The organism is Photobacterium japonica, assembly GCF_050337005.1.
GTDB lineage: Bacteria > Pseudomonadota > Gammaproteobacteria > Enterobacterales > Vibrionaceae > Photobacterium > Photobacterium japonica.
In genome coordinates, this window is record NZ_JAKJSN010000024.1 from 45,722 (window position 1) to 70,599 (window position 24,878).

General features: G+C 49.9%; 17 protein-coding genes. 5 read left to right on the forward strand and 12 right to left on the reverse strand.

The features are described from left to right. Window positions 1-305: 305 nt before the first annotated feature. Window positions 306-758 (forward strand): terminus macrodomain insulation protein YfbV, encoded by a 453-nt coding sequence (gene yfbV, locus L4C36_RS10840; RefSeq protein WP_428477815.1) that lies wholly within the window; start codon window positions 306-308, stop codon window positions 756-758. Between the two features lie 144 nt (window positions 759-902). Here yfbV and L4C36_RS10845 read toward each other — a convergent pair whose 3' ends face one another. The 3 genes from L4C36_RS10845 to rlmA form a co-directional block, all read right to left on the reverse strand. Then, window positions 903-1,211, reverse strand: coding sequence for a DUF6172 family protein (locus L4C36_RS10845; RefSeq protein WP_428477816.1), 309 nt, complete (start codon window positions 1,209-1,211; stop codon window positions 903-905). A 321-nt stretch (window positions 1,212-1,532) separates the two neighbouring features. After that, window positions 1,533-2,594 (reverse strand): ChaN family lipoprotein, encoded by a 1,062-nt coding sequence (locus tag L4C36_RS10850; protein ID WP_428477817.1) that lies wholly within the window; start codon window positions 2,592-2,594, stop codon window positions 1,533-1,535. A gap of 146 nt (window positions 2,595-2,740) precedes the next feature. Continuing rightward, entirely contained in the window at window positions 2,741-3,562 is an 822-nt protein-coding gene (gene rlmA / locus L4C36_RS10855) for a 23S rRNA (guanine(745)-N(1))-methyltransferase (protein WP_428477818.1), read from the reverse strand. 283 nt (window positions 3,563-3,845) lie between these two features. Here rlmA and L4C36_RS10860 point away from each other — a divergent pair, with 283 nt between their 5' ends. After that, complete coding sequence (locus L4C36_RS10860; protein ID WP_428477819.1) at window positions 3,846-4,868, forward strand: porin; 1,023 nt, start codon at window positions 3,846-3,848, stop codon at window positions 4,866-4,868. A gap of 127 nt (window positions 4,869-4,995) precedes the next feature. Here the strand turns inward: L4C36_RS10860 and L4C36_RS10865 are convergent, their stop codons facing one another. From L4C36_RS10865 to L4C36_RS10880, 4 genes are all read right to left on the reverse strand, one after another. Beyond that, on the reverse strand, window positions 4,996-6,267 hold the full coding sequence (locus L4C36_RS10865) for a sigma-54-dependent transcriptional regulator (RefSeq protein WP_428477820.1): 1,272 nt from the start codon (window positions 6,265-6,267) through the stop codon (window positions 4,996-4,998). Next, window positions 6,254-8,617: an ATP-binding protein gene (locus L4C36_RS10870; RefSeq protein ID WP_428477821.1), complete on the reverse strand. Its 2,364-nt coding sequence runs from the start codon at window positions 8,615-8,617 to the stop codon at window positions 6,254-6,256. Before L4C36_RS10870 ends, L4C36_RS10865 begins: the two co-directional genes overlap by 14 nt. After that, window positions 8,617-9,882, reverse strand: coding sequence for an ABC transporter substrate-binding protein (locus tag L4C36_RS10875; protein WP_428477822.1), 1,266 nt, complete (start codon window positions 9,880-9,882; stop codon window positions 8,617-8,619). Before L4C36_RS10875 ends, L4C36_RS10870 begins: the two co-directional genes overlap by 1 nt. A gap of 286 nt (window positions 9,883-10,168) precedes the next feature. Continuing rightward, a complete protein-coding gene (locus L4C36_RS10880; RefSeq protein ID WP_428477823.1) occupies window positions 10,169-10,669 on the reverse strand; it encodes a YfbU family protein in 501 nt (166 codons plus the stop codon). A 263-nt stretch (window positions 10,670-10,932) separates the two neighbouring features. On the opposite strand from L4C36_RS10880, the gene L4C36_RS10885 reads away from it, so the two are divergent. After that, a complete protein-coding gene (locus tag L4C36_RS10885; RefSeq protein ID WP_428477824.1) occupies window positions 10,933-11,574 on the forward strand; it encodes a hypothetical protein in 642 nt (213 codons plus the stop codon). Between the two features lie 439 nt (window positions 11,575-12,013). After that, window positions 12,014-13,264, forward strand: a complete 1,251-nt coding sequence (locus L4C36_RS10890) for a NupC/NupG family nucleoside CNT transporter (protein ID WP_428477825.1) — start codon at window positions 12,014-12,016, stop codon at window positions 13,262-13,264. A gap of 181 nt (window positions 13,265-13,445) precedes the next feature. Here the strand turns inward: L4C36_RS10890 and L4C36_RS10895 are convergent, their stop codons facing one another. Together L4C36_RS10895 and focA are read right to left on the reverse strand one after the other, a co-directional pair. Then, window positions 13,446-15,200: a formate--tetrahydrofolate ligase gene (locus L4C36_RS10895; RefSeq protein WP_428477826.1), complete on the reverse strand. Its 1,755-nt coding sequence runs from the start codon at window positions 15,198-15,200 to the stop codon at window positions 13,446-13,448. A 248-nt stretch (window positions 15,201-15,448) separates the two neighbouring features. Continuing rightward, window positions 15,449-16,924, reverse strand: coding sequence for a formate transporter FocA (gene focA / locus L4C36_RS10900; RefSeq protein ID WP_428477827.1), 1,476 nt, complete (start codon window positions 16,922-16,924; stop codon window positions 15,449-15,451). Between the two features lie 219 nt (window positions 16,925-17,143). On the opposite strand from focA, the gene L4C36_RS10905 reads away from it, so the two are divergent. Further along, window positions 17,144-18,049, forward strand: a complete 906-nt coding sequence (locus L4C36_RS10905) for a LysR substrate-binding domain-containing protein (RefSeq protein WP_428477828.1) — start codon at window positions 17,144-17,146, stop codon at window positions 18,047-18,049. Between the two features lie 387 nt (window positions 18,050-18,436). Here the strand turns inward: L4C36_RS10905 and pflA are convergent, their stop codons facing one another. The 3 genes from pflA to L4C36_RS10920 all read right to left on the reverse strand — a co-directional run bounded on the left by pflA (window position 18,437) and on the right by L4C36_RS10920 (window position 24,481). Beyond that, on the reverse strand, window positions 18,437-19,180 hold the full coding sequence (gene pflA / locus L4C36_RS10910; RefSeq protein ID WP_428477829.1) for a pyruvate formate lyase 1-activating protein: 744 nt from the start codon (window positions 19,178-19,180) through the stop codon (window positions 18,437-18,439). A gap of 130 nt (window positions 19,181-19,310) precedes the next feature. Next, entirely contained in the window at window positions 19,311-20,519 is a 1,209-nt protein-coding gene (locus L4C36_RS10915) for an EAL domain-containing response regulator (protein WP_428477830.1), read from the reverse strand. Beyond that, window positions 20,516-24,481 carry a transporter substrate-binding domain-containing protein gene (locus tag L4C36_RS10920; RefSeq protein ID WP_428477831.1) on the reverse strand — a complete coding sequence of 1,322 codons (3,966 nt, stop codon included), beginning with the start codon at window positions 24,479-24,481 and terminating at the stop codon, window positions 20,516-20,518. Before L4C36_RS10920 ends, L4C36_RS10915 begins: the two co-directional genes overlap by 4 nt. Window positions 24,482-24,878: the final 397 nt, after the last annotated feature.

Consider the following 24,878-nt stretch of genomic DNA (forward strand, 5'->3'; position numbering starts at 1 on the left):
GTTGATATTCAACTAAATAAAAATTACCCCAAGAGAATAGTCGACTTTGAAAAGTGCGTTCTACTCAGGGTCAAATTCGTGTTATATCCGTATAATTAAAGATCGAGTAACCCAGATCTTGGGCAATCCATGAGGGTGCCTTCGGTTGCCAGAACAGAAATTACAGGCAACAATACATGTAGGCGCGCCTAGGATAGCGATTGTGGCGCAATATAACAAAAAGATTTTTAGAAAAAATTAATTTGAATCAAGTTTGTTATTGGCCGTTTTGAATTTTTACTGATTTTTTTGATACTTGGTGGGTTATGAGTCAACAAACCTCGATTTGGCAGTCTTTTCGTCATGGGCAGGATTACATGGCGACGTGGCCGATGCGTAAAGAGTTGGCGTTGTTGTTTCCCGAGCAGCGCTACATCAAAGCGACACGCTTTGCGATTCGTGTGATGCCTGCGGTGGCGGTGCTGAGTGTGCTGAGCCAGATGGCCTTCAATAACTATGATGCGTTGCCTCAAGCGATCACGATGGCGTTGTTTGCATTGAGTATGCCACTACAAGGGCTATGGTGGTTGGGTAAGCGTAGCCGGACCGATTTGCCGCCGTCCTTGGCGAACTGGTGCCGTGAAATTCACGATAAAATTATTCGTGAAGGGTACGCCCTGCAGCCCCTGCGTGCTCGACCGCGCTATGTGGAATTGGCGGAGATCTTAAACCGCGCCTTCAAGCAACTCGATAAAGGCGCGCTGGAGCGCTGGTTTTAAGTATCCGGCTTGTCGGCGTTAAGCACGATACACGTATTGTGATGGCTAAACGGCGCATGCAAACGCGTGTGCTTTCTTCTGAGCCAAAAACAAAAAAGTAGCCCGTAGGCTACTTTTTTTGTGCATGACAGACCGTCGAGTGGATTACTCGAAATCGCTCTCAGAATCGAGTCTCTTCTGGCGAACAGCTGGCTTTGCCAAGATTTCCAGATAGAAAGACGTCAAAGCAAGCGCTTCAACTTCATCAATAAGTTTGTTGATTTCCTTAACGTGAATCACCTTTGCTTCCTGCTCGGTATGGCCAAATCGACAGTCAAAATCCCAAAAATCTGCACCTGCAGGTAGCTGCTTATTGCGCTCACGCTTAAGGTATTTTTTTACTTCGTGTTTTACGGCTTCAACAACGCGTGGAACCGCTTTTTTTGGGTGAGTTAAAGCAAATGTTTTTTTCATCGTCTTCCTAAAGTCAAAAGAACCCCGATTATGCCGGGATACGGGTATGTTACTTCATATTTTCGCTTGCCGCGAATCTCACGTTGCATTCTCTGGTTGTTTCGGGGAAACGGTATACCTTCACGCTATTCAGGCGAGAGTCAGGTGTGATGGCGATAATGGTTTTCAGAGATAATAGCTGTCTCTCTCTTTGAGCCCCACAAGCTTGGCCGCCGGTGGGGTTCTCTCTATCTGGGGCCTTGTCGGCAATGTCCTTTGACCTATCATTTTCTCGCATCTCGCATCTCGCATCTCGCATCTCGCACATCCTGTACCTCGATATTATTTATCCCGACACGCATTGATTGACGTGGGGTGAACCCGTTGCCCCATGGCTTGCTGCATTTCTTTTTCGTTGATGTAGCGCACAGGCAGGGCTTGTACGGTAAAGGTGTAATCAGGCGCGCCGTCAGGCAAGGGCGTCTCTGTGGTTACCGGGGTGATCATCACCACCGACAAGGCAGGATTGCGAGCGGCGATCCGTGACGCGAGCCCTAACCCTTGGGTGACATGAAAACGCCCCGCGATATGGAGGATCTGCCGCGAAGGAAATTGCGCGAGGTGGTTAACCATGCTTTCTGCCATGGTGTCATCCCAGGTGGTTTGCGCGGCAAACAGGTGATTGTTGGTTTGCGTTCGTGAGTGAGCCCCGTTTGCCCCAGGAGCCATGAGCGTTTCAAAGGCGTCACGGTACGCATCTCTCTCAAGGGTGAGTCGCTGTGCCGCCCACGTTCGTTCAATGGGTGGTAGGCGATCCAGATAGTCGGGGCCCATTTTTCCCACACAACGCACAATGCTACGCGGGACATTGGCGGCAATCACATCCAGCTGGTGTTGCTTGGCAAACTCAATCAAGGGGCGGTAGTCGCTGCGATAATTTGGCCATGCCTTACCGTGTCGAATGAGCGTTTCCTCGCCGATCTCTCCCGCCAAATATTGATTGATGACATGCTGTTTGTCGCGACTGAATTGCTCCATCGATACCGTGATGTTGGGATCAGAGTGGTACAGCGCCGCCAGCAACTGGGCTTGCAACAGGTGCACGGCGGGGTGGCCGTGCCACTCCCCAACGAGGACGATATCGGCGTCTTTCACTGCGTGGCTTAATGTGGTGACATCCCAGTATTGAGCCTGAACTTGACTCTTGGTTTCTGTTTTTACCTCTGCGTGTTGAGAGGAAGACGGCGGGTGGATCGTGTAATCGTATAAGGTCGACGGTAGGGGCTGAGATTGGGGTGTCGGTGTGGTTTTCGTCGCGGTGGCTTTAATCGGGGTGGGGGAGGCACTGCAACCGACGAGCCCACAGGTGATCCCGGCACAGAGCAGTAAAACGGATGTTCGCATCGTGATTTCCCGTCATTAAAAGGCATAAAGCAGCCAAACCTTAAGTATAGCGAAGGTGTGTGATGCACGGGGAGGGGGATATGCCGGCAGCAGAGTGTGCCGGCTATCGGGTGTTGCTGATGCAGGTTTGCGTTATGGAGCGGCGGTTACGCTAAGCGGCGGTACACGCGGATCGCAAAGTCCGCTTCACAGTGCAGCTGCTCGCTGCTCGCCAGCTGCTGCCACACGGCATCACTGGTCTTCCATGCAAATGGCGTCATCTGCATCAGTGCTGTTGCTTCAGTCCCTGAAAGTGTCATGTCATAGTGCAGCTGGGCATCTTCGACGAGCTCAAACCCATCAATGCTTTCTACCGGCACATCGTGCAGACGCACTTCATCATAAATCATCGCTTTTAGCTGGTAGAGGTGACGCGGTGCCGGTGTGACGGCGACCAAGATCCCGCCCGCTTTCAGCGTGCGTTGCAGTTCATCGGCTTTACAGGGGGCATAGATGCGTACCATGCCATCCAGTAATTGCTCGGCAAACGGTAAGCGATGGCTCGATGCGACGCAAAAATCACACTGTGGGTAGCGTTTTGCGGCGTAACGGACGGCCACTTTTGAAATATCCAGACCGTGTACCGTCAGGTTCGGGTGTTCCACTTTCAACGCATCGGTCAATGCTGCGGTGTAATACCCTTCACCACAACCGATGTCGAGCAGTTGCTCGGCGTTCTCAGGCAGGTACTGGCTCAGCTTTTCAATCACAGTGGTGCGCAGGGCATCATAGTGACCGCCTTCCAAAAACAGACGGCGCGCTTGCATCATCTCTTTGTTATCACCGGGGTTCTTTGAGCTTTTATGATGCGCGGGCATCAGATTGACATACCCTTCTTTGGCCTGATCAAACTGGTGGTTATTGGCACAGCGCCAGTTTGTTGCGTGTTGCTGCAAGGGCTGATGGCACAGAGGGCATTGGTAAGACATAAAGGAGCACCGGAGTAATAAGATGATCACGTATTGTAATCGCTCGGCCAAGTCACCTGCAAGGTGCAACCCGGCGTCGTGGCGATGAAGCACATTAAAAAAGTCCAGCACAACATCAATAATGTAACGGTAATGTTTCGCTTTTGTGAGCTTGCGCTATGCTCTTTATTCACGCATTACTCAATAAGTGCACTTATAACAATGAACAGCATGGAGTCGTGTGGTGACATTTTTCTTCTCGTTTGCGAGGGAGAATAACAAAAATGTACAACAGGAGTTGAGCATGACAAAAGCAGTACAGGCAGTGGTACTACCGGCGTTATTGATGGCGGGCTTCGCGCAGGCGGGCACGATTTATCAGGGGGAAGATGGCTCTACCATCGATGTGTATGGCCGTTTGGCGTTCAATGTGACCGATAAAGCCTCGGAAGATGTGGAAGGACGTTTTGATGCCCGTCTCGGTCTTGGGGGCTCCCAAACCGTGAATGATTGGGTCTCGGTGATTGGGTGGGCCGAATACCAAATCGGGGCGGCAGAATATGCCAATAACCTCAATGATGAAGATGAATTAACGGCGCGTTATGTGTGGGCGGGGATTGATGCGGCCCATTACGGGACGTTTACTGGCGGTCGTGTGGCTTCGGGACTGATCATGTTCACCGATATTGTCGATGTGTTCGCTGCGTCTGACATCGCGATCGCTCGTCAAGTGGCGGATGTGGATCCGACGGCAACCCAAGTGTTTCGTCAAGACGGCACGCTACAATACCAAAACAGTTATGACTACTTGGATGTGGCGGTGGCCTACATCATCGGTAATAACACCTCAGATCTCAAAACCGGCTACAACATTGCCTTGCGCTATACCTTTGATTTAGGTGAAAACGGCAAACTGGCACCGGTAGCGATTTACCAGTATGACGAGAATGAGTCGGACGAAGAGTATTACGTTTGGGGGATTGGCGGGCGCTATTATATTGGTGACTTAACTCTTGGGGCGATTTACTCCGAAGATGAAGTGAAACGCAATAACGTCAAGAGTAAAGACGAGGTGACAGAAGTCACGGCAGTGTATGACGTGGATGACTACTGGGTGCTGCGTTTGGGCTACCGGTGGTTGGACAACAGCGGCGGCGATGACCTAGAGCTGAGTGATACCACGTTAGAAGCGCAATACCGCCTAACGCTGCGTTCGTCCGCCTTCGCGAGTTATGTGTTCCGCGATGGTGAAAACGGCACATCTGGTGGCTACAGTGGGGATGCCGATGATGATTATTTTTTCTTAGGCCTACGTTACGAATACTAAGTCTTGAGTGCTGTCCGGGATCATTACACACCGACAGGTAGCAGAGAAAACAACGCCAGCCGATAGCGGCTGGCGTTGCGTTTGTGCAGGCATAATACCTATTCGTTAGCACGAAGCATCAGATGGGTTAGCCGCGTGCTTTGTATTCCGCTTTGTCGAGACTGTGCTTTTTCATGCGCAGGTACAGCTTCTTGCGAGGGATCTGCAAGTAGTTCGACACGTCATTAATGCGGCCCGCAAACAGGTACAGCGCATCTTCAATGACCTGTTTTTCGTAGCTGTCGACCAAGTCATCCAGTGGGCTACTCATGTGTTCCAGTGGCTTGGTACGATCTTGACCGGTTAATTTCACGATCCCGATCGCGTACAGCTCGGCCACGTTTTTCAGTTCCAGCACGTTACCGGTCCATTCGTGACGGTTCAGCGTATTGATGTACGCCTTATCGATAGACGGTAGGGTCTTGTGCAGTTTTTGGCAGCTTTGCTTCAAGAAATACTTAAACAGCGGCGTAATATCACACACGCGCTGGCGCAGTGGTGGCAACTGGAAGCGGACTTGGCTGAGGAAGTAAAACAGCTCAGGTAACAAGATTTCTTGTTCCACAAGGGCTTCTGGGTTGGCACCGGTGATCGCTAATACGCGCACTTCTTTCTTGTTCTGGCGCTCTTGTTCCAGCAAGAAACGGCATAGCCACTGCTGGGTTTCAATCGGCATTTCTTGAGGCTGACTCAGGCTCAAGGTTCCGCTGCGCGCTGAAATCATGGCACGTTGTAGATCCGCCGTACAAGAAATCGAGGTACCCTGCGTCACCACAAATGGCCCTTTGTTCAGGGTACTTTGCTGGTGCAAGAGTTTGGTCACGGTATGACGACCCGAGCCGCTTTCCCCTTCCACCAAGACGTCTTTTGAGGTCAGGGCGATTTGGGTGATCTTCTCACGAATTTTGACAATCAATGGGCTTTCGCCCAGCAGCACTTCGCTGGCAGATTGCGTCATCGCGGTACGAATACCGATTTTTTCTTTACGGACCGGTAAGTGCTTGTCGAGCAAGGCCAGCAACTCTTTAGGTTGCAACGGCTTTTGCAGGAAGTCTAAGGCACCGCGTTTGACGGCATCGACCGCCATGGGAATATCACCGTGACCGGTGATCATGATCACCGGCAGTTCTGGGTCCAGACCTTGAATATGCTCGAGCAGCTCCATACCGCTAAGGCCCGGCATGTACATGTCCGTGACAACAACGCCCGGCCAATTACGGTGTAGCATCGAGGTCGCCAAGGTCGGATCGGTAATGGCTTGTACTTTGTAGCCTGACATTTCAAGCAGCTGTTGATAAGACTCGAGGACATCCTGGTCATCATCAATAATTAAGACTTCAATATCGTTATTCATTATCATGATTTTTCAACTCCAACACGACCATTGCACCGCCATAAAGGTTTGAGGCGAGGAAAATATTCCCGTCAAGACGGTTCATAATTGAGCGGCAGATACTCAGGCCGAGTCCGAGACCTACTTCTTTGGTTGTGGTAAATGGGATAAACAGTTTTTCGATAATTTCAGCGGCAAATCCGTGACCGCTGTCGCTTACAGCCAGGCGGCAATAGCCGGCCTCACTGTGAAGTGATTCAATGGTAATTTCGCGTTTGTCACACCCGGCGACAGCATCACAGCTGTTAACGAGCAAGTTAACCAACACTTGCTCTAGCTGCACTTGGTCAGCAAAACAGTGCATGGGCTGGGTGAGTTGATTGGCGATGGTGGTCTTTTGCACCTTGGCGCGGCTTTCGACAATCATCATCGCTTGTTGTAATGAGTCCTGCATGTTCACGGTTCTGAGCGGGCTGTCTGCCGATTGCTTCTTCGAGAAGCTCTTCAGGCTGGCAATGATCCGCCCCATGCGTGATGCCAAGTTATCAATTTTGTCTAGGCTGGCGGGCAGTTGCTCTAAGCGCGATTTATCCAGCGCCAATTTGGCCGTAAACACATGGGTGGAAATGGCCGACAAGGGCTGATTCAACTCGTGTGCCAGTGAGGTCATGGTCTGGCCGACCACCGCCATTTTCGCCGCTTGGATCAATTCATCCTGTGTGGCGCGCAAGTCTGCTTCCACCCGTTTACGATCTTCAATTTCCGCTTTCAACTGACGGTTACGGCCGGTGAGTGAGTGGGTTTTTTCCCGCACCATTTTTTCCAGCCAACGGGCGGCATTTTCCTGCTCAGTAATGTCCGTCATGGTGATAATGACTTTATCTTGCGTGCCTTGTTGGAACAGGCGGAAATCCAAGCGCAGGTACAGATTATTGTTATCCAGTGTTTGCTGTTTCACGGTCAGGTTACAGCCTCGCTGGTGGAACAGAGGGCTGTTTTGGCTAAACAGGGATTGCAAACGCGGTTGCATGGCGGCATTGAACAGTTCCCACAGCGATTTGGTGGTGGGACGGTCAACGCCATCAAACAGCGTCTGCGCGCTGGGGTTGACCGACTCAATGTTCCCTTCCAGATCACACGTGATGATACTGGCCTGTGTGTTGTTGATCAGGTTCAGGGCGTTACTCTGCTGCATTTCCTGCATCTGACGGCAGAAGTGGCGCAGGTTGTCACCCAGCAAGCCGATTTCATCGTTACCCGTCACCTGTATGGTGGCGTTGTGTTGGTTATTGGCCACCGCATACAAGTCTTGTGACAGCATGTTCAGGCGTTTGACGATGCCTTGACCCACCAAATAAATCGACAGCATGACCGACAAAAACAGGGTCACGATCATCATGCCAAACAAGATGAAGTTACTGATGATAATCGCCTCACGGGTTTTATCATTCAGGGCATTCAGAGAGGTGTCTTCTTCTTCCACCAACGATTGGATCAGGGCTTCTTGGTAGCTCAGCTGTGTTTGGATTTTATCTTGGTACAGCCCAATGCGGCGTTGCAGTTCGTTATCCAACACCAGTTGATCTTCCAGTACGCCGCCGGGCTCGACCAAGGTGATCAGCTCTTGTAGCAACTGTCGGTAAGAGGCCGTTGAGGTGTAATGGCTCAGGTTTTGGCTCATCTTGCTGACTTCTTCGGTTTTGTAGCCGATGAAATAGAACGCGTTATGAATATCGCGGTCTTTACGCTGACGAACAATTTCCTGTACAAGCTGGTGCAATTCGTTTTCTTTCACCGTGATGGCCTGAAGCAGTGAAAACTCGGTCATCACTTCATTGACGGTGCTGGAAATGAGGGCGTTAGGCAGCATACGGGTGAGCTGCCACTCCACTTCTTGGCGGATGGGCGTTAACTCATCAATCAAATCTTGATGCAGCCATTTAATGTTGTTTTCTGTCTGCGCCAGCACGAACAGGTGCGTGTTACGCTGATAGAGCAAATCACTGTACATCTTGATGTTGCTGCCGAGCGTATCCAGCTCGGTTTTGATCGCGGGGTGAAAACGCAACTTTTCCGTTTGCTCGATGGATGTGTTGATCTGTGTCAGCTTGTCATTGATGTCTTGGCGCAGATCCGCGTGCATGACCGGATCGGTGTTGCTGCTCAGTAAGTGCAGTGCTGCCTGCAAGCCGGCAGTGTTACGTTCCAGCAGGTAACTGGCCCGCAGCGTGGGCATGTTTTTTTCCACCATGGTTTGGATTTGATCATCCAAACTTTCCCAGTTCACGATGGCGATAACACTGACACTGATAGTCAAAAACGCCATGAAGGCAATTGAGGCGATCAGGCGGTTGCCGATGGTATTGCGTTTTTGCATTACGGCCGCCTCCTGCGTTCATGGGCATCGAGCAAGCGTTCGCAAATGGCAATCGCTTGATCCAGTTGTTCTGACATGAGCAGACGCCATTGATTGGTGTACTTCATGGTGTCAAAGTCAGTTCTCGTCAAGCTGATCGCTTCCCGTAACAGCGGATCTTTGGCTTGGGTTTCTGATATCGGCGGGGTTGAGGCTAACTTAAGGGCAAGATTAAACTGACGCTGCTCAGCTTGTGATAAGTGCGGCAGTTTTTTGATCTCATGGATCAACTGCCAAGCCTGATTCAGGCGGATCAACTGCTGGTTAATGGTCTGCTCAAACAGTTGCTTGACCAATGCTGCACGTTGTTGCATCAAAAACTGATTGATGGGGATCACGTCAAACGGTTGAGACATTGCTTGATTCAAGGCGTACTTGTTCATGGTGCTACTGGACAAGTCTTGTTGGATCTCATCAGAGAGTAAAAACTGAATAAACGCCACACTGTAAGGTGACGGATGAATATTCTCAACGGCCGCCGCATAGCTCGGTAATAGCGGGCTGTTGGCTTGGTATTTAAAATCAATGAACGGGAAGGTTTTCTGTCGGCTATACGCGTAGCTGTCGATGATCGGACCAATGCCTGCCAGCCCACGGGCAATGGTGTCACTGACGCCATAACTGCGGGCAGACACTGATGACAAGTTACCGCCGATCTGCAGTAAGATTTTCCAGCCTTTTTTCCAGCCATACTGCTGAAGGATGTTTTCAACCATGATATGCGTGGTGCCGGAGCGGGCAGGGCTGCTCATCACCAAATGGCGAAAATAGTGCGGCTCCGTCAGGCTTTCCCAGCTGTCAGGTGGCGGTAAGTCATGCATTTTGAGGTAATCGTTATTCCACATGATGCCGTAACCGGAATAACCAAAGACGGCGACATTTTTCAGGGTTTGCTGCATAAATTGCTGCTGCTGAAACGCCGAATCGTAATTGAGCTCATTGAGCGGCACTAAGCGTTTTTGTTCGCTGAGGGTGGCATACAGCGACAGGGAAGAGGAGATCACCACATCAATATCGTGGTCGGCTTGTTGCAGCAACCGCAGCCCCGAGGTTTCGCGTCGGTGCAAGATGGTGAACGTCATCTTCGGGTGGTGTTTTTTGAAGGATTCGAGGATCGGCTGAATCGCTTCAAGGTGAAACGTGGTTAATACAACGAGCTGATTGGTCGGCTTGGCCCAGCAGGATGCTGAAAATAATAGCGCTACAGCAAGAAGCAATCTCGTCATATCAAAAGTGGCCAATCAGGAATAAGGGTTCTATATACTAGTAAATACGCGATCTTAATAGCGAAAGTTAGCGGCATTACGTTGATTTATTAGGACGTTAGCGCTTTTTTTTGATCTCATCGTAGGGCTGAGTTGTTTTTGACTCATGATGGCCGCTTTGCTGGATGGAGATCACACTTATGGTGCGGGGGGAAATGATATAAGTGAATGGTTTTAAAGAAAAGAAAAATAAAGGGTAGGCCAGCAGCTGACCCATGAAGGCCAGCTGTGGATAAAAATATGCGTTTTAAGCGTTTTGGATTTGCTGAATTTCCGACGCTGACAAGTGGTACTGACGTGGGCAGTTGCGCCACGTTTGCAGCATACGCTGGTATTTGCTGTGCATAGGCACTTGGCTGTTGAAGTGGTGCTCGGAGCGTTCAAACTGCGGGTACAGGCCTTCTTCTGCGGTCAGGAAGCGCACGTAGTGAACCAGTTGTGCTTCTGTTGCGGCGTCAAAGCCGTGGAATTGTAGTCGACGGTGATCAACATGCTTTTGGTTTTCTTCTGACAGCATGTTGTAGGACTCTTGCAGCGCGTGATACATCTCCATGAAGTCGATCACTTGGCGACATTCTTGCTCTGGCAGATCGCCGAAGTCTTTACTCATTGCGCGCATTTGCAGGCCATAGCCACGCTCGACAATGGTTTGAAGGCGTTGATATTTTGCTGCGTTTTCAGGATCCATCTGAGCCATTAAGTAGTACTGGTTTGAAAGAATCAGACGTTGTGCGTTGGTCATTTCCATAATGATAGGCCTTTATATTTGCTATTGAGCTGGTATTGAGATTATCAGGTTAGGGGTAAAAAAAATTGATCTGATAACGGCTTGCCCCTCTTTTTTGTTAAAAATCAGCAATCCCATGACGTTGTGATGAAGAAGTCAGTCTGCTTAGGGGCTTGCCCTGAGACTCTCTTAATTATTACAGGGATTTTGGGCGTGAAAAGGGAAGGATGACTACCCTGAAGCACATGGGGGATGGGTTAATAACACATGAGGCGGGATGTGTGATGTCTGGATGGCAAATGATCGGTTGGATTGGGTGGTTGGGCGTGCTGGCGTGGGGCTTTCCCCGTGAGTTCTGGCCTAAATTTCGGCGCGAGAAAGCGTATCAGCATTGGGTACTGGCCAGTGTGGTGGGGATCTTTGTGCTGTGGCAACTCGAAGCGGGATTGAGCGATGGGTTGCAAGTGCATTTCTTGGCCATGACGGTATTGGTGCTCTGTCATGGTTGGCGCATTGCCTGCTGGGTGGGATTAGGGCCGATGGCTTTGATGATGGCGATGGGGTTATTACCGGTTGCAGACGCTGGCATTTACGGGGTGCTGACGGTGTTGTTGCCTGCGTTGTCGAGCTTTATGGTCTTTCAACTCACCTATCGCTACCTGCCGCATCATCTGTTTATCTATCTTTTTGTCGCTGCGTTTTTTAATGGTGCCCTGACGATGGTGGTGCACCAACTGGCGACGGGCGGGGCGATGTGGTTAATGGGGGGTTACTCGTGGGCGTACATTGTCGACAATTACCTGTTGCTGTTACCGCTGCTGCTTTTCCCAGAGGCATTACTGAATGGCATGGCGATCACTTTGCTGGTGGTTTACAAGCCGGAATGGGTGAGAAGTTTTCATGATAACGACTATTTGATGAAATAAGTAAACGGTACGTCAGTTTATCGTGATTAGTTTGCTGGTGTTCTGTGCATCCGGTGCCTAATTGCGGATCTTTTAGCAAAAAACCTTGCAGTTAAAAGGGAAAATTCCTACCCTTTGCGCGCTTTTATTGCACGCTATTGGCGTGCCCACTCGCATATTGCGTGGGAATCCCCGTTTTCTTTATTAATACGAAAAACGCCGCCAGGATGGCAAGGATTCAAAGCAGAGGGAAAACGAGTGCATTTGGTGTTGGTCTAGAAGGTGACTTCTTGCTGGCAGAGGTGTACCACAGGTTTGTATCCCTGGCACTTTGAATCGCGTAAAGCCCATTCCTTGCTTTTGCGTAGCTTCTCTTGGGTGCCGGACGGTATGGACGAATTGTTGAGCGCGTCTCGTGGTGAACGAGCACGTACAGCACTTTGTATTAAAAGAGTAAACTATGCACGTATTATCCGGTGTGATCGGTGTTGTGATACTGATCGGCCTTGCTTACCTGTTGTCTGAACAGCGTTCTCGTATTAACTGGCGTACCGTTCTGGGTGCGTTGGCTATCCAAGTCACTTTTGCCGCTATCGTGCTTTACAGTACGGTAGGTCGTGAAGCCCTTGCGGGATTCTCGAATGTCGTGCAAGACGTCATTAACTACAGTAACCATGGTATTAGCTTCCTCTTTGGTGGCCTTGTCTCTGACAAAATGTTTGCCCTGTTTGGTGGCGGCGGTTTTGTTTTTGCCCTGCGCGTTTTGCCTGTTGTTGTCTTCTTCTCTGCGTTGGTGTCGGTGCTGTACTACTTCGGCGTGATGCAGTTCATCGTTAACACGTTGGGCCGTGCGTTGTCTTACGCATTGGGCACAAGCCGTCCAGAATCGATTTCAGCAACGGCCAACATTTTTTTGGGCATTTCTGAAGCACCGTTGACGATCCGTCCTTACCTGAAATCGATGACTCGCTCTCAGTTCTTCGCGGTGATGGTCGGTGGTATGGCATCGGTTGCCGGTTCTGTACTGGTAGGCTACGCACAAATGGGTATTCCTCTGCATTACCTACTGGCGGCTTCTTTCATGGCTGCACCTGCTGGCCTATTGATGGCGAAACTGATCATTCCTGAAACCGAAGTGGTGGATGATACGGCAGACAATTCTGCGGGTGATGAAGAGAAACCGGCTAACGCGATTGATGCCGCAGCACAAGGTGCGTCACAAGGTATGATGGTGGCCATGAACATCGGTGCGATGCTATTGGCCTTCGTGGGTCTGATTGCATTGATTAACGGTATGTTGGCAGGTATTGGTCAGTGGGTGGGTATGCCATCTCTGAGCTTGGATATGATCTTCGGTTACCTGTTCCTGCCGTTGGCTTACATTGCCGGTGTGTGGGATTTCGATTCAGCACAGCAAATGGCGGTGTTGTTCGGTACTAAAACAACCGTGAACGAATTTGTGGCGTTCTCTCAGTTAGCACCGATGATTGCAAGTGGTGCGCTTGAGCCGCGTGTTGAAGCGATCATGGCGTTCTCACTGTGTGGTTTTGCGAACTTGGGTTCTATCGCTATCTTGCTGGGCAGTATGGGTGTGATGGCACCGTCTCGCCGTAACGACATCGCGACGATGGGTATGAAAACCCTGACTGCAGCGATTCTGGCTAACCTGCTGAACGCAGCGGTTGCCGGTATCTTTATTAGCCTGATCTAATGGGCTTGGTCTTATTCGCTTAACGTACTGATGGTAGTGATTGCCATCGGTATCGCGATATCGAAAGACAAAAAGAACCACAGATAGAAAGATAAAGAAAAACGCCAGCAACGAAAGTTGCTGGCGTTTTTTATGACCTGTTTTTAGATGCTATTTTTTAGAAAAATTGGGCGATGCGTTATCAGCTCAGACCGATGATATTGCCGTCACTGTCGATATCGAGTGACAGGTACGCGGGTTTTTCTGGTAAACCCGGCATGGTCATGACGTTGCCACACAAGGCATAGACAAAACCGGCACCCGCACACAATTTCAACTCACGCACAGGCACAGTGAAATCGGTCGGTGCGCCTTTCAGGCTTGGATCGTGGCTGATAGACATTGGCGTTTTCGCCATGCAAATCGCCAAGTTATCGTGGCCGTGGGCTTTGAGTTCTGCCAGTTGTTGTTTCGCCAGATCAGACAGTTCAATCCCACACGCACCGTAACCCACTTCCGCCACTGTCATCAGTTTTTCTTCCAGCGTTTGATCCAGTGTATACAGCGGTTTGAAGTGTGCCGGTTGTTCACAGGCGTTGATCACTGCTTGTGCCAAGGCTGTTGCCCCTTCACCGCCTTGACCAAAGGCTTCACTGATCGCCACTTCCACACGGGTTGAGAAGGTCGTTTCGGTGATACGCTGCTGCAGGTGTGCCAACTCCGCATCGGTGTCTTGTGGGAAGCGGTTGATAGCAACCACCACCGGCACGCCGTATTTAGCGGCATTGTTGATGTGCCATTCCAAGTTGGCAAAGCCCGCGTCAAGTGCGGCAGAATCGGTATTGAAAATGGCGTCAGGTAAGGCTTGGCCCGGACGCAGGTCGTATAGACCTGAGTTGGCTTTCAAGCCACGCAATGTGGCCACCACGACGGCACAGTCAGGGCCTCGGTCAGCTTGTTGTGCTTTGATGTTACAGGCTTTTTCAAAGCCCATATCAGAGCCGAATCCGCCTTCTGTGATCGTAAACTCAGTCAACTTCAGCGCGATGCGATCAGCAATGATCGACGAGTTACCGTGGGCGATGTTGGCAAACGGGCCGGCATGGATCAGGGTCGGCACGCCTTCGAGTGTTTGCATCAATGTTGGTTCAATGGCTTCACACATAGTGACGGCCATAGCGCCTGCGACTTGCAGATCTTCTGCGGTAACCGGTTGGCCATCTATGTTGTACGCCAACACAATACGGCCAATACGCTGGCGCATATCGGCCAAGTCTTTCGCCAGTGCCAAGATGGCCATCAATTCCGACGCGGCAGAAATATCAAAGCCGTCTTCACGCTCAATGCCATTGATGTTTTTGCCCGGCTCGTTTTTGCCTATGGTGATCATGCGTAAGGCACGATCGTTATGATCCATCACGCGTCGCCACACAATGCGGTTGATGTCGATGCGCAGAGCTGGCATACCGGTTTGGGCACTGAAGGCGTCATAACCCAAGCGCTCTTCATGATAGAGGCGGGCATCGAGTGCCGCTGACGCCAAGTTATGTGCTGCCGTGACCGCATGAATATCACCGGTTAAGTGCAGGTTGAGTTTTTCCATCGGGGCGACTTGGCTGTAACCGCCACCGGCTGCTCCGCCTTTTACCCCAAACACCGGCCCCATGGACGGCTGACGAATACAGGCCATGACCTTTTTGTTCAGCTTGGCCAGCCCTTGAGCCAGACCAATGGTGGTCACGGTTTTCCCTTCACCCAATGGGGTTGGGGTGATCGCCGTCACAACCACCAATTTGCCTTCAGGCTGATCGGCAAGGCGCTTTAGGATAGAGGGTTTAACTTTGGCTTTTAGGGTGCCTTGAGGGGTTAGATCTTCAGCATGAATACCGGCGTGCTGCGCGATCTGATCAATAGGGGTGAGAATCGTCTCACGACAAATTTCAATATCACTTTTCATGGGGCGCCCATAACCTCGCATAGATGGCAGGAGATAGTTTGCGAGCTGTTTACAAACAGGAGCGCAAACGTTTGCGTTGGCTTTATACCATAATTTTATCACGTCTATATAGATAATTTCCGATATAAGTGTGGTTATTTTGATTTGATGGTGGGCGAGGAAGGTAATGATTTGATGGAGAAAGAAAAATAGCCTACCCGAGCACTGGGTAGGCTATGACTTAAAGAATTATTTTTTTGTCGAACGGATTAAGCAATTTCAGCGTGTGCTGTTGTTGCTGTGATCTCGCTAACCGACACGATGTTGCCATATACAGGACGTAGTGCCTGTACAATCTCCTGGCGGGTAATAATGCCGACGAGGTGGTCATCCTTAACTACCGGGAAGATATGTGGACGGTTCACAACCATAGTACGGGCACGTTCGCTAAGCGACAGTGTCGTCAGTGTGGTTGCAATACCGCCGCTTGATACGGGGTACAGAACATTTTTATCAATGCTCATGTATTCGGCGATTTCCAAGATAGAGTTCTCAGGGCTCACCGTTTGAATTTCGTGTTTCATCACGTCTTGCACTTTGCCTTCAGCATCTGGGATGTAATCCTTACACCACAGGTCAACCAAGACATCATGCACAGAGAAGAAGCCAACCAAACGTTGATCGCTAGTCAGAACCGGTGCACCTGAAAGGTTTTCATTCAGTAGTGTGTCCAGTGCCGCGGCGATAGGCATCGTCGGTAGCAAAGTGACCGTTGCCGGGCGCATATGATCATTTACGAGTAAGTTTTCTTGCATCATAGTAATGTCCATTTTTAATACGTTTGACTGTGAAAAATCAGGCGTGATCAATGTTGCCGCTATCGGTTGTTCCTTCGGTGAGCTGAAAATAGCCCAGTAAGTCAGTCCGACCAGTACACCACCGCCGACAATATTGCCCAGCGTAACGGGAATAAGGTTGGCGAAAATAAAGTTGTGAATATTGAGGTCAGCGTACTGCTCTGGTGATACCCCAAGGTTTAGCCAAAAGCTCTCTGGTGCAAAATGCTGAATGGTGATCCCCAGCGGTACCATGAACATGTTAGCGACACTGTGTTCAAAACCGGTGCTGACGAACATCGCCACAGGCAGAATCATCATGGCCATTTTGGTCATCATGTTGGTTGAACAAAACGTCATCCAAACCGCAAGACACACTAACAGGTTACATAACACCCCAAGCGCAAAGGCTTCGGCTGGCTGGTGGTGCAGTTTGTGCTGCGCCACGTTCAGTGCATTCAAGCCCCACTGACCGCCATCTAGCTGGTACAAACCGGCCATGGTCACCAACATCAGTAGCAACATGGCCCCGATGAAGTTGCCCAGGTACACCTTGCCCCATGTCGCCAGCATTTTGCCGGTGCTGATGTGATGATTGGCACGGGCAATGGATGACAACACCGTACTGGTGAATAGCTCACCACCACAAATCACCACAAGGATCAGCCCCAAGCTGAAAGCCAAGCCGCCGAGCATGCGGTTTACCCCCCAGTTCATCGCCGTATTACCGGTGGTGACGGTGAGGTAGAACACAAAAGCCAACCCGATGAAAACACCAGCGGTGACCGCAAGCGCCACGGTGGTTCGCGTCGGTTTAGACGCTTTGCCAATGGCGTAGTATTCCGCCTGTTTCATCATCTCTTTGGGGGTGAAATTACTGCTACTGGATGTTGGTGCTTCCGCGGCCATCGCAATAGCCTCCTTGTCGTTGACCGATGATGACACCGGAATGGGTTGAACATAATGGGTTGCGTTGTGTCACGTTTCCTCCTTGTTGTGTTGAGTGAACACCCACAGAATATGTTCAAATAAATCATTGAGTAAAATTGATTAATATTTTAACCCTCATCACTTAACTTGATACTATGAGGGGCAAGCATTATTACGTGTTATTAAGGGAGTATTTTTATGCGTTATTCGCTCAAGCAACTGGCTGTTTTTGAGGAGGTTGCTAGTACACGCAGTGTCAGTAAGGCCGCGGAAAACCTAGCATTAACGCAGTCAGCAGCCAGTATGGCCTTGTCTCAGCTGGAAAAGCTGTTAGGACGGCCATTGTTTGAACGTCAAGGCAAGCAGATGGCCTTGACATATTGGGGGGCATGGTTGCGTCCTCGAGCGAAACAATTGATTTTTGATGCGCAGCAGATAGAGCTGGGGTTCTATGATCAGCACTTGGTGAGTGGGGAAATTAATGTGGCAGCAAGCCAGACGGCGGCTGAGCACTTATTACCCGAGCTTATCAGTATTATTGATAAGGACTTCCCAGAATTGCGTATTCAGCTGACAGTGAAAAATGCACAGAAAGTGATTGATCGGGTTAGATGTTTTGAATCTGATCTCGGTATCATTGAAGGGCGCTGTGATGATAGCCGCCTAGAGCAAGAAGTGTGGTGTCACGACCATTTGGTCATTATTGCGTCAAAGCATCATCCGTACGCTAAGCTTGAAAAAGTCAGTTTTGCACAGTTAGAGCAAGCCAAATGGGTGTTGCGTGAACTGGGGGCCGGTACCCGTCAAAGTTTTGAAAGTGCACTGCACGGGGTCATTGAAGATCTCGATGTATGGCGTGAATATGAACAAATTCCGGTACTTAGAACCTTGGTGATGAATGGTCCTTATCTAAGCTGTCTGCCATTTTTGGATGTGGTCAAACATATTGAGCGCGGTGAACTGGTCGCATTGAATGTGCCAGAGCTGAATATGCAACGTACGTTGTCGTTCATTTGGCGTGCGGATTCGATTGATAACCCGCTGCGAGATTGCATTCGTCGTGAGGCGGTTCGTATGATCAAAGATAAAAAGATGGAAATGTAATCTCATCATTATTTTTGATGCCTAGATATAGTCAAAATGATAGAAAACACAGTGCGTATCGGCGGATTATTGCGCGGATTTAATGACATTGTTGCCACCTGTTTACCGTATTTCTTCCATTTTATAGTAATTTTACTACATAACTGGCGCTTTTTTCTGCGTATTGCGGGTGTTGTGACAAAGGTATAGGTGGTTTTTCTTATCAGTTTTTATGATGACTGATCTTGAAATTTCTCATCTTGCTGATGAGTAATACTGAGTTGCTTTGTGTCTGTGACTGGGGATATCACCGAGTTCGGTGGCATAAACACCGATTATTCATGGTGTTCGGGGATTGAGACAATAAAAAAGGAGAGCCTCGGCTCTCCTTTTTTGTGCGTAAACGATTTAGAAAATCACTCGCGCCGAGGTATAACTACTGATGATAGCTTGGACATTTTCCATCACTTCTTTTGAAGGTGGCTTAACCCCAGTCAGTTGGTAGTCAAACCCCATGGCTTCCCACTTGTGCTCGCCAAGTTGGTGGTAAGGCAGTAGTTCCACTTTTTCAATGTTGTCCATGTCTTTGATGAACTCCCCCAAGAGGTGCGCAGAACGCTCATCATCGGTAAAGCCAGGAACAACCACGTAGCGGATCCAGGTTTTCTGACCACGTTGGTGCAGGTAACGAGCAAAATCCAGTACACGCTTGTTTGGCACGCCCACGAGATTTTGGTGAATGCTGTCATCCATTTGCTTCAAATCAAGCATAACCAGATCAGAGGCATCCAACACTTCATCAACCACGTCAGTGTGCTTACGGATATAACCGTTGGTATCTAGGCAGGTATGGATCCCTTCTGCCTGTGCGGCACGGAAAAAGTCACGGACAAATTCCGGTTGCATCATGGCTTCACCGCCAGAGGCTGTCACGCCACCACCGGATGCTCTCATGAAGTGACGATAAGAGGTCGCTTCTTGAATAAGTTCATCAACGGTGATCTCTTTACCGTCGTGCAGGTCCCACGTGTCACGGTTGTGACAGTATTGGCAGCGCATTAAGCAACCCTGCATAAAGACGATAAAACGAATACCTGGGCCGTCAACGGTTCCGCAGGTTTCAAAAGAGTGAATTCGACCTTTTACTGACATTACTTTAATTCTCCACGTTGGGCGTGTTTTGCTTGTCATTTTATTACAAATGGCGAGGCTAAAGTAGTCATAAACGTACTTTAAGTATGGGGATACCTGCCCACGCGTGCCTATTTGTGCATTCCTGCGATTACAGCGAAAGCGGGCTGACGGTGACGGCCTGCTGGGCTTGCCAGGTTAGGTGCCAGTTGACCAAATGTTGGATCGGCATGGGCTTGCCAATGAAGAAGCCTTGCGCTTTTTGGCACTGCATTTGTTGAAGCAGTTGCCATTGCTGGTCTTCTTCAATGCCTTCGGCGATGGTGTCGAGGGACAGACGATTGGCGAGCAGCAAGCTAGCTTCGACAATGGCTTGAGCGGTGCGGTTATCGGGCAGTGCCTGAATGAAGCTCATATCGATTTTTAGCGATTCAAACGGTAACAGGTCGAGTTGTTTCAGGGAAGAATAACCCGTACCGAAATCATCGATGGATAGCCTAAAACCATAGATCCCCAACCGCGAGGCCGCTTCAAGCCCTTGGTCTGCATTTTCCAGCGCATCCGATTCCGTGATTTCAAACGAAATGATCTGATTCATATTGGGGTGCTGCTGCAACAAGGCAATCACATTATCGACAAAGCCTTTGGCGATCAGGGTTTGCGGCGTGATATTGATGGCCACGCGTCGGCCTTGCAGTGCAGTGAGGTGTGACAAGGTGTAGCGCAATGTCAGCATCGCCAGTTCGGCATCTTTCCCCATCGCCGTCAGCAGGGGCAAAAAGTGCATCGGCGTGAGCAAGCCGAGGGTCGGGTGCTGCATGCGAATCAAGGCTTCACAACTGTCCCACTGGCCCGATTGAATATCCACGATCGGTTGGTAATGCGGGATCAACCAGCCTTCTGACAGCGCTTGTAAAATGTCGTCCTCACTCAGCTGATGTGTGGGGTGAACCTGACGTGGCGTCGCGTGGCGCAAATGCTGAAGTTGCTCGGCTTTGGTCAGTAATAGACGCAAATTGTCCAACGTGGTCGGTTTACTGAGTGTACCCAGTAAATCCAATTGGTAATTGGCACACATTTTACCGACCGAGTGCAATACCGCGGGCGTGGCCGCACTGGAAATAATAATCCCGCCTTGATAGTGCTGCTGGGCAAGATGACTGAGGAAGGCAATGCCATCCATTTCCGGCATGTTGAGATCGCAGATCAATAAATCAAGCGAATGAGAGGCCATTAATGTGAGGGCTTCCTTACCACTGGCTGCACAAATGACCTGACACTGTCCATTACTGGCTTGTTTAATTTGATTGGTCAGCACGTGCTGCTGGAAGGGGTGATCTTCGATCAGCAATATTTTCATGACGGTTGTCCTACTTGATCATGCAGAGCATGGATCAGTGCTTGGATAGGGGGTAAATGCGCAGGATGAATGTGTCCGTCCAGGGCTTCATTTTCAATGCGTTCACACAGCGTGGCCATGTCAGGGCACTCCATCATTAGGGCGGCGCCTTTCATTCGGTGTCCAATGTGTTGTACGTCAATGACATCATTCGTGGTCATGGCCTGAGAAAGGGCAAGAAAATCACTTTCACAGGTCGCGAGGTACTGCACCATGAAATCTTGGCAAATAGCGGGATCCCCAAAAATGGCGATCAGTAACGACACATCGATCGGTCCACAAGCGGGGGCGTTGCTTGTGCCTTGCCCGCAGGTGTCGGGGGCTGCCGTGTCGTTGTTATACGGGGAGCCAGACGCTGTGCTTGTGACCGTGCTTGTCACCGTCGGTACGGCGGTCGGTAGCCACTGTTCGAGTATGTTGGTCAGGGTAGGTAAGGGCACCGGTTTCGATAAATAAGCGTCAAAGCCATACCGCGTAATATGCTCGTCAGCACTGATTGCCGTATTGGCGGTTAGCGCAATTACAGGCAGGTCATAGCCTTGCTGGCGGACGGCCTTGATCAGCCCGTAGCCATCTAAATTTGGCATGTGGCAGTCGGTTAGCAACAACGCATAGTCTTGTTGCGACAGGGCATCGAGCGCGAGCAAGCCGTTGTCGACGATATCGGCGTAATAGCCAAGACGTTGCAGTTGCTGACGAATGATTTGCTGGTTCACCACGTGATCTTCGGCGACCAAAATCAGCTGCTTCTGACGAATAGCGTGTTCACGCGCGATGGGGACCGGGATCTGAATATCATTGTCCGGCAAGGTATTCGCATTGAACACCGCTTTTGACTGTAAGGTTTGCAGCAGGTGCTGTGGTTGCAATGGTGAGCAAGAGAGCTGCCAGCCGGTATCTATCGTTTCAGGCGTCAGCATTGATTTAGGTGACAGCGTGATCACGGTGGTTGGCGCAAGGGCGATAGCATCTTCAGCCGTGAAGCGCACTTGTTGGCACCAGCGGGCGGTGACCAGTACGGTATCTAACCCAAGCAGGCGAGCGTCTTCGAGTAGCTCTCTCACATTGGCGGGCTGCAGATAAGTGGTTTGGCAGTGCCAATCGGCTAAGTAATGCGGCAGCGCAATATCGTCATGCAATAGGCTGTCGACCACACCACAACACAAACCGAGCGATTGTCTGGTACGCGGTTGTACGTACTCGGCAGACAAGCTGAAACTGAACATTGCGCCATTGTCCGGACGGCTTGTCACACTGATCTCGCCCCCCATCAAATGCACGATTTGACGGCAAATAGACAAGCCCAGCCCGGTGCCGCTAAAGCGTCGATCGGTACTGATATCAGCTTGTTGGAACGGTTGGAAGAGCTTGGCGATGTCTTGTTCGCTGATCCCAATACCGGTGTCGCTGATCGTAAAGCGCAGCTGCTGGTGGGTTTCGGTGTGCGCGATGACATCGATCAATAAGGAAATGGTGCCGTGCTCGGTAAACTTGGTGGCGTTGTTGAGTAAATTGTTGAGCACTTGTTTGAGACGCAGTTCATCGACCATCAACTGGCTGGCTAACTGCGGATCTTGCCACAACTTAAAGGCGAGGCCTTTTTGTTTGGCGTGAATGACATGCGGCTGGATCAAAGTATGCAACGTGTCCGGCAAGGCACAAGGCGCCGGTGATAAGCTCAGTTTACCGGCCTCGATTTTCGAGAAGTCCAACACATCATTGACGATATTCAGCAAGTTATGCGCTGACTGGTCAAGGTTTTCATGGATGCCAGCAAGCTCAGTACGGCCTTGGGTGTAAGGCGCCATTAATTCCAGCAAGCTAAGGATGCCACTGATCGGTGTGCGGATCTCGTGGCTCATCATGGCTAAAAAGCGTGACTTGGCCTCAGTCGCACTTTCGGCTTGCTCCCGCGCATGCTCCAGTTCAAATTGCTGACGTTTTCTTTCACTAATATCAATCAAGATACTGGTCCATTGCCAGCCTTGTTCGACAGGGATCACTTGACTGCGAATTTCAACCCAACGATCGCTATCATTGACCGATTGCAACTGCAGTTCGGTTTGCCAGTGACCTTGTGTGAGGGCATGGTCCATTTCACTAAACAGCCAATTATTGTCATTGCGCTGCTGAAGCAGTGCGATGATGCGCTGGGGATGGGTGCGTATCTCGTCGGCAGAAATATTGATTAAGTCGACAATGTGTTCACTGACAAATAACAGTTCAATGTCACTCGGGTTGCGGCTTCGTTGATGATGTTGCAGCAAAATCCCGTCAAAATTATTGGTCAGGTAGGTGAGCTTTTGCTCTGCATCTTTACGTTGACGTATTTCATTGTTGAGCTTTTGTGTCCAATAGATGAAGGTCAGAGACAGCAAGGTGATCAGGCCAAACCCCGCAAAGCCCCAGAAGATCAATTTGCTCAGCGCGACCCCGCTGTTAAGTGTCACGGTGTGCCACTTGTTCTTGATATCGGCCAGTTTACTGGGGGATGTCGCTGCGATAGCTTTGTTTAAAATATCGCGAAGTAGGGGGTTATGGTGGGCGATAGCAATCCCAACCGGACGGCCCTGACGGTCGAGTTCTGACACTTGTACGCGCAGTTTTCCGAGGTAATCACCTTGTAGCAATTGCGAGGCGCTCGATAGGGAAATGACCGCCATGTCGACGGTGTTATCGAGGGTTGCTCGAAGTAGCGCTTCATTGCTGTTAAACAGTGTCACAGGGTTAGAAGGGTACAACTGTTTGAGTAATACCTCGCCGAACCTGCCGTGTACCGCCCCGATGTGTGAGTGGTTATCGACATAGTTCTTCTTCTGTGTAACCGCGCTGAGCATCACCCATTTTTCTTCACTGTAAGGCTGAGTGCAGTTGAGTTGCGTAAGGCGTTCAGAGGTGCAGGTGACAGCAGCAACGGCATCAATGCGACCACTATTGAGTTGCTGCATGATGTCAGTGAAGTTGTTGTTACTGATAGGCACCAGATTAACGTCGAGCTGCTGGGCTAATAAGTGGAGTATATCGGCACTCATACCGGCCATCTGACCATTCTCGTCCGTGAATTGATACGGATAATCATTGGGATGATAGGCGATCTTAAGGGTGTTACGTTGATCTAGCCAGGTGTTCTCAGCATCGGTGAGGTTAAGGTAGCTTTGGTGTGACAGCAATGATTGCTGTCTGGTTGATAGCCACGTGTTATAGATACCCGACATATCTTGCGGGTTAATCTTGCTTAATGCTTGATTGACTTGGGTGATCAGCGCACTTTGCTGTTTATGGGTGGCGATATAGAGTCGCTCATACGGGACATCCGTGAGGATATTTAAGTGCATTAACGCATTGTTATCGTAGTGATTGCGCATTTCATCCAGGGATATCGCATTGCCCACATAAGCATCAGCACTACCGTGTTGTACAGCAGTGAGGGCTTGTTCACTGGTGGGAAAAGCCACGATTTGACTGTTTTTGGCCGCCAGTTGCTGCAACTGCTCGCCAATGGCAAAGCCGTGTTCAATCGCAATCAGCTTTTGGTTTAGTTGGTGAATACTGGAAATCGGGGGGGCATGGGTGATAGCAGCCATCGGGATACTCAGTAATGGCTGGCTGAACGTCATGCTTTTACGGCGTTCATAGGTAGATGAGACCCCAATGAGCAAATCAATTTCATTTGTTTCAAATGCCCGAAGCACATCAATAAAAGTCGGGTATACATATGTTTCAGTCGTAAAACCACCACTATTGGCGATTTCATTCATGATAGCAGGCAGCAAGCCTGAAACATGGCCTTTGTCTGAGACGTAAGAAAAAGGCGCCCAATCAAAAGAAGGGAAGCCTATTTTGATGACGGTCTTCTCGGGGGATTCCGCCCAACTGGTGCTGCTGCTGATCAGAAAGAGTAAAGCAAGTAGGATGCGAATCACGCCGTGATACCTCCTTGGGCAGCAAGATCGGTAAAGCGACTCAGCGCAGTGTGTCGCGGCGGTGAGTGTGCATAGTGGCAGGTCAGTGGCGCATACAACATGAACGGTAGGGTTCCTACTGCTATCGAATAATGAGTCGTCCTTGTCAGAGAGAGCAAGTGCTGCTGCGGCCATGATGACACTCAATTCCTTTGAGTATTCGGGTATGGCTTTAATGAATTGTGAAGGATAGTAGATAAGTAGTATGGAGATTGCAATATATCGCTTAGGTGTCAGCGTGGATATTTTTGAGAGTTTGATGGTGGGCGCGATTTGAATCAAAAGGTGTTTCTTTTCTATTGCGTTAACTGCTTGGTTTTCAGCAATAAAAAAACCGGCTATTAGCCGGTTTTTTGTA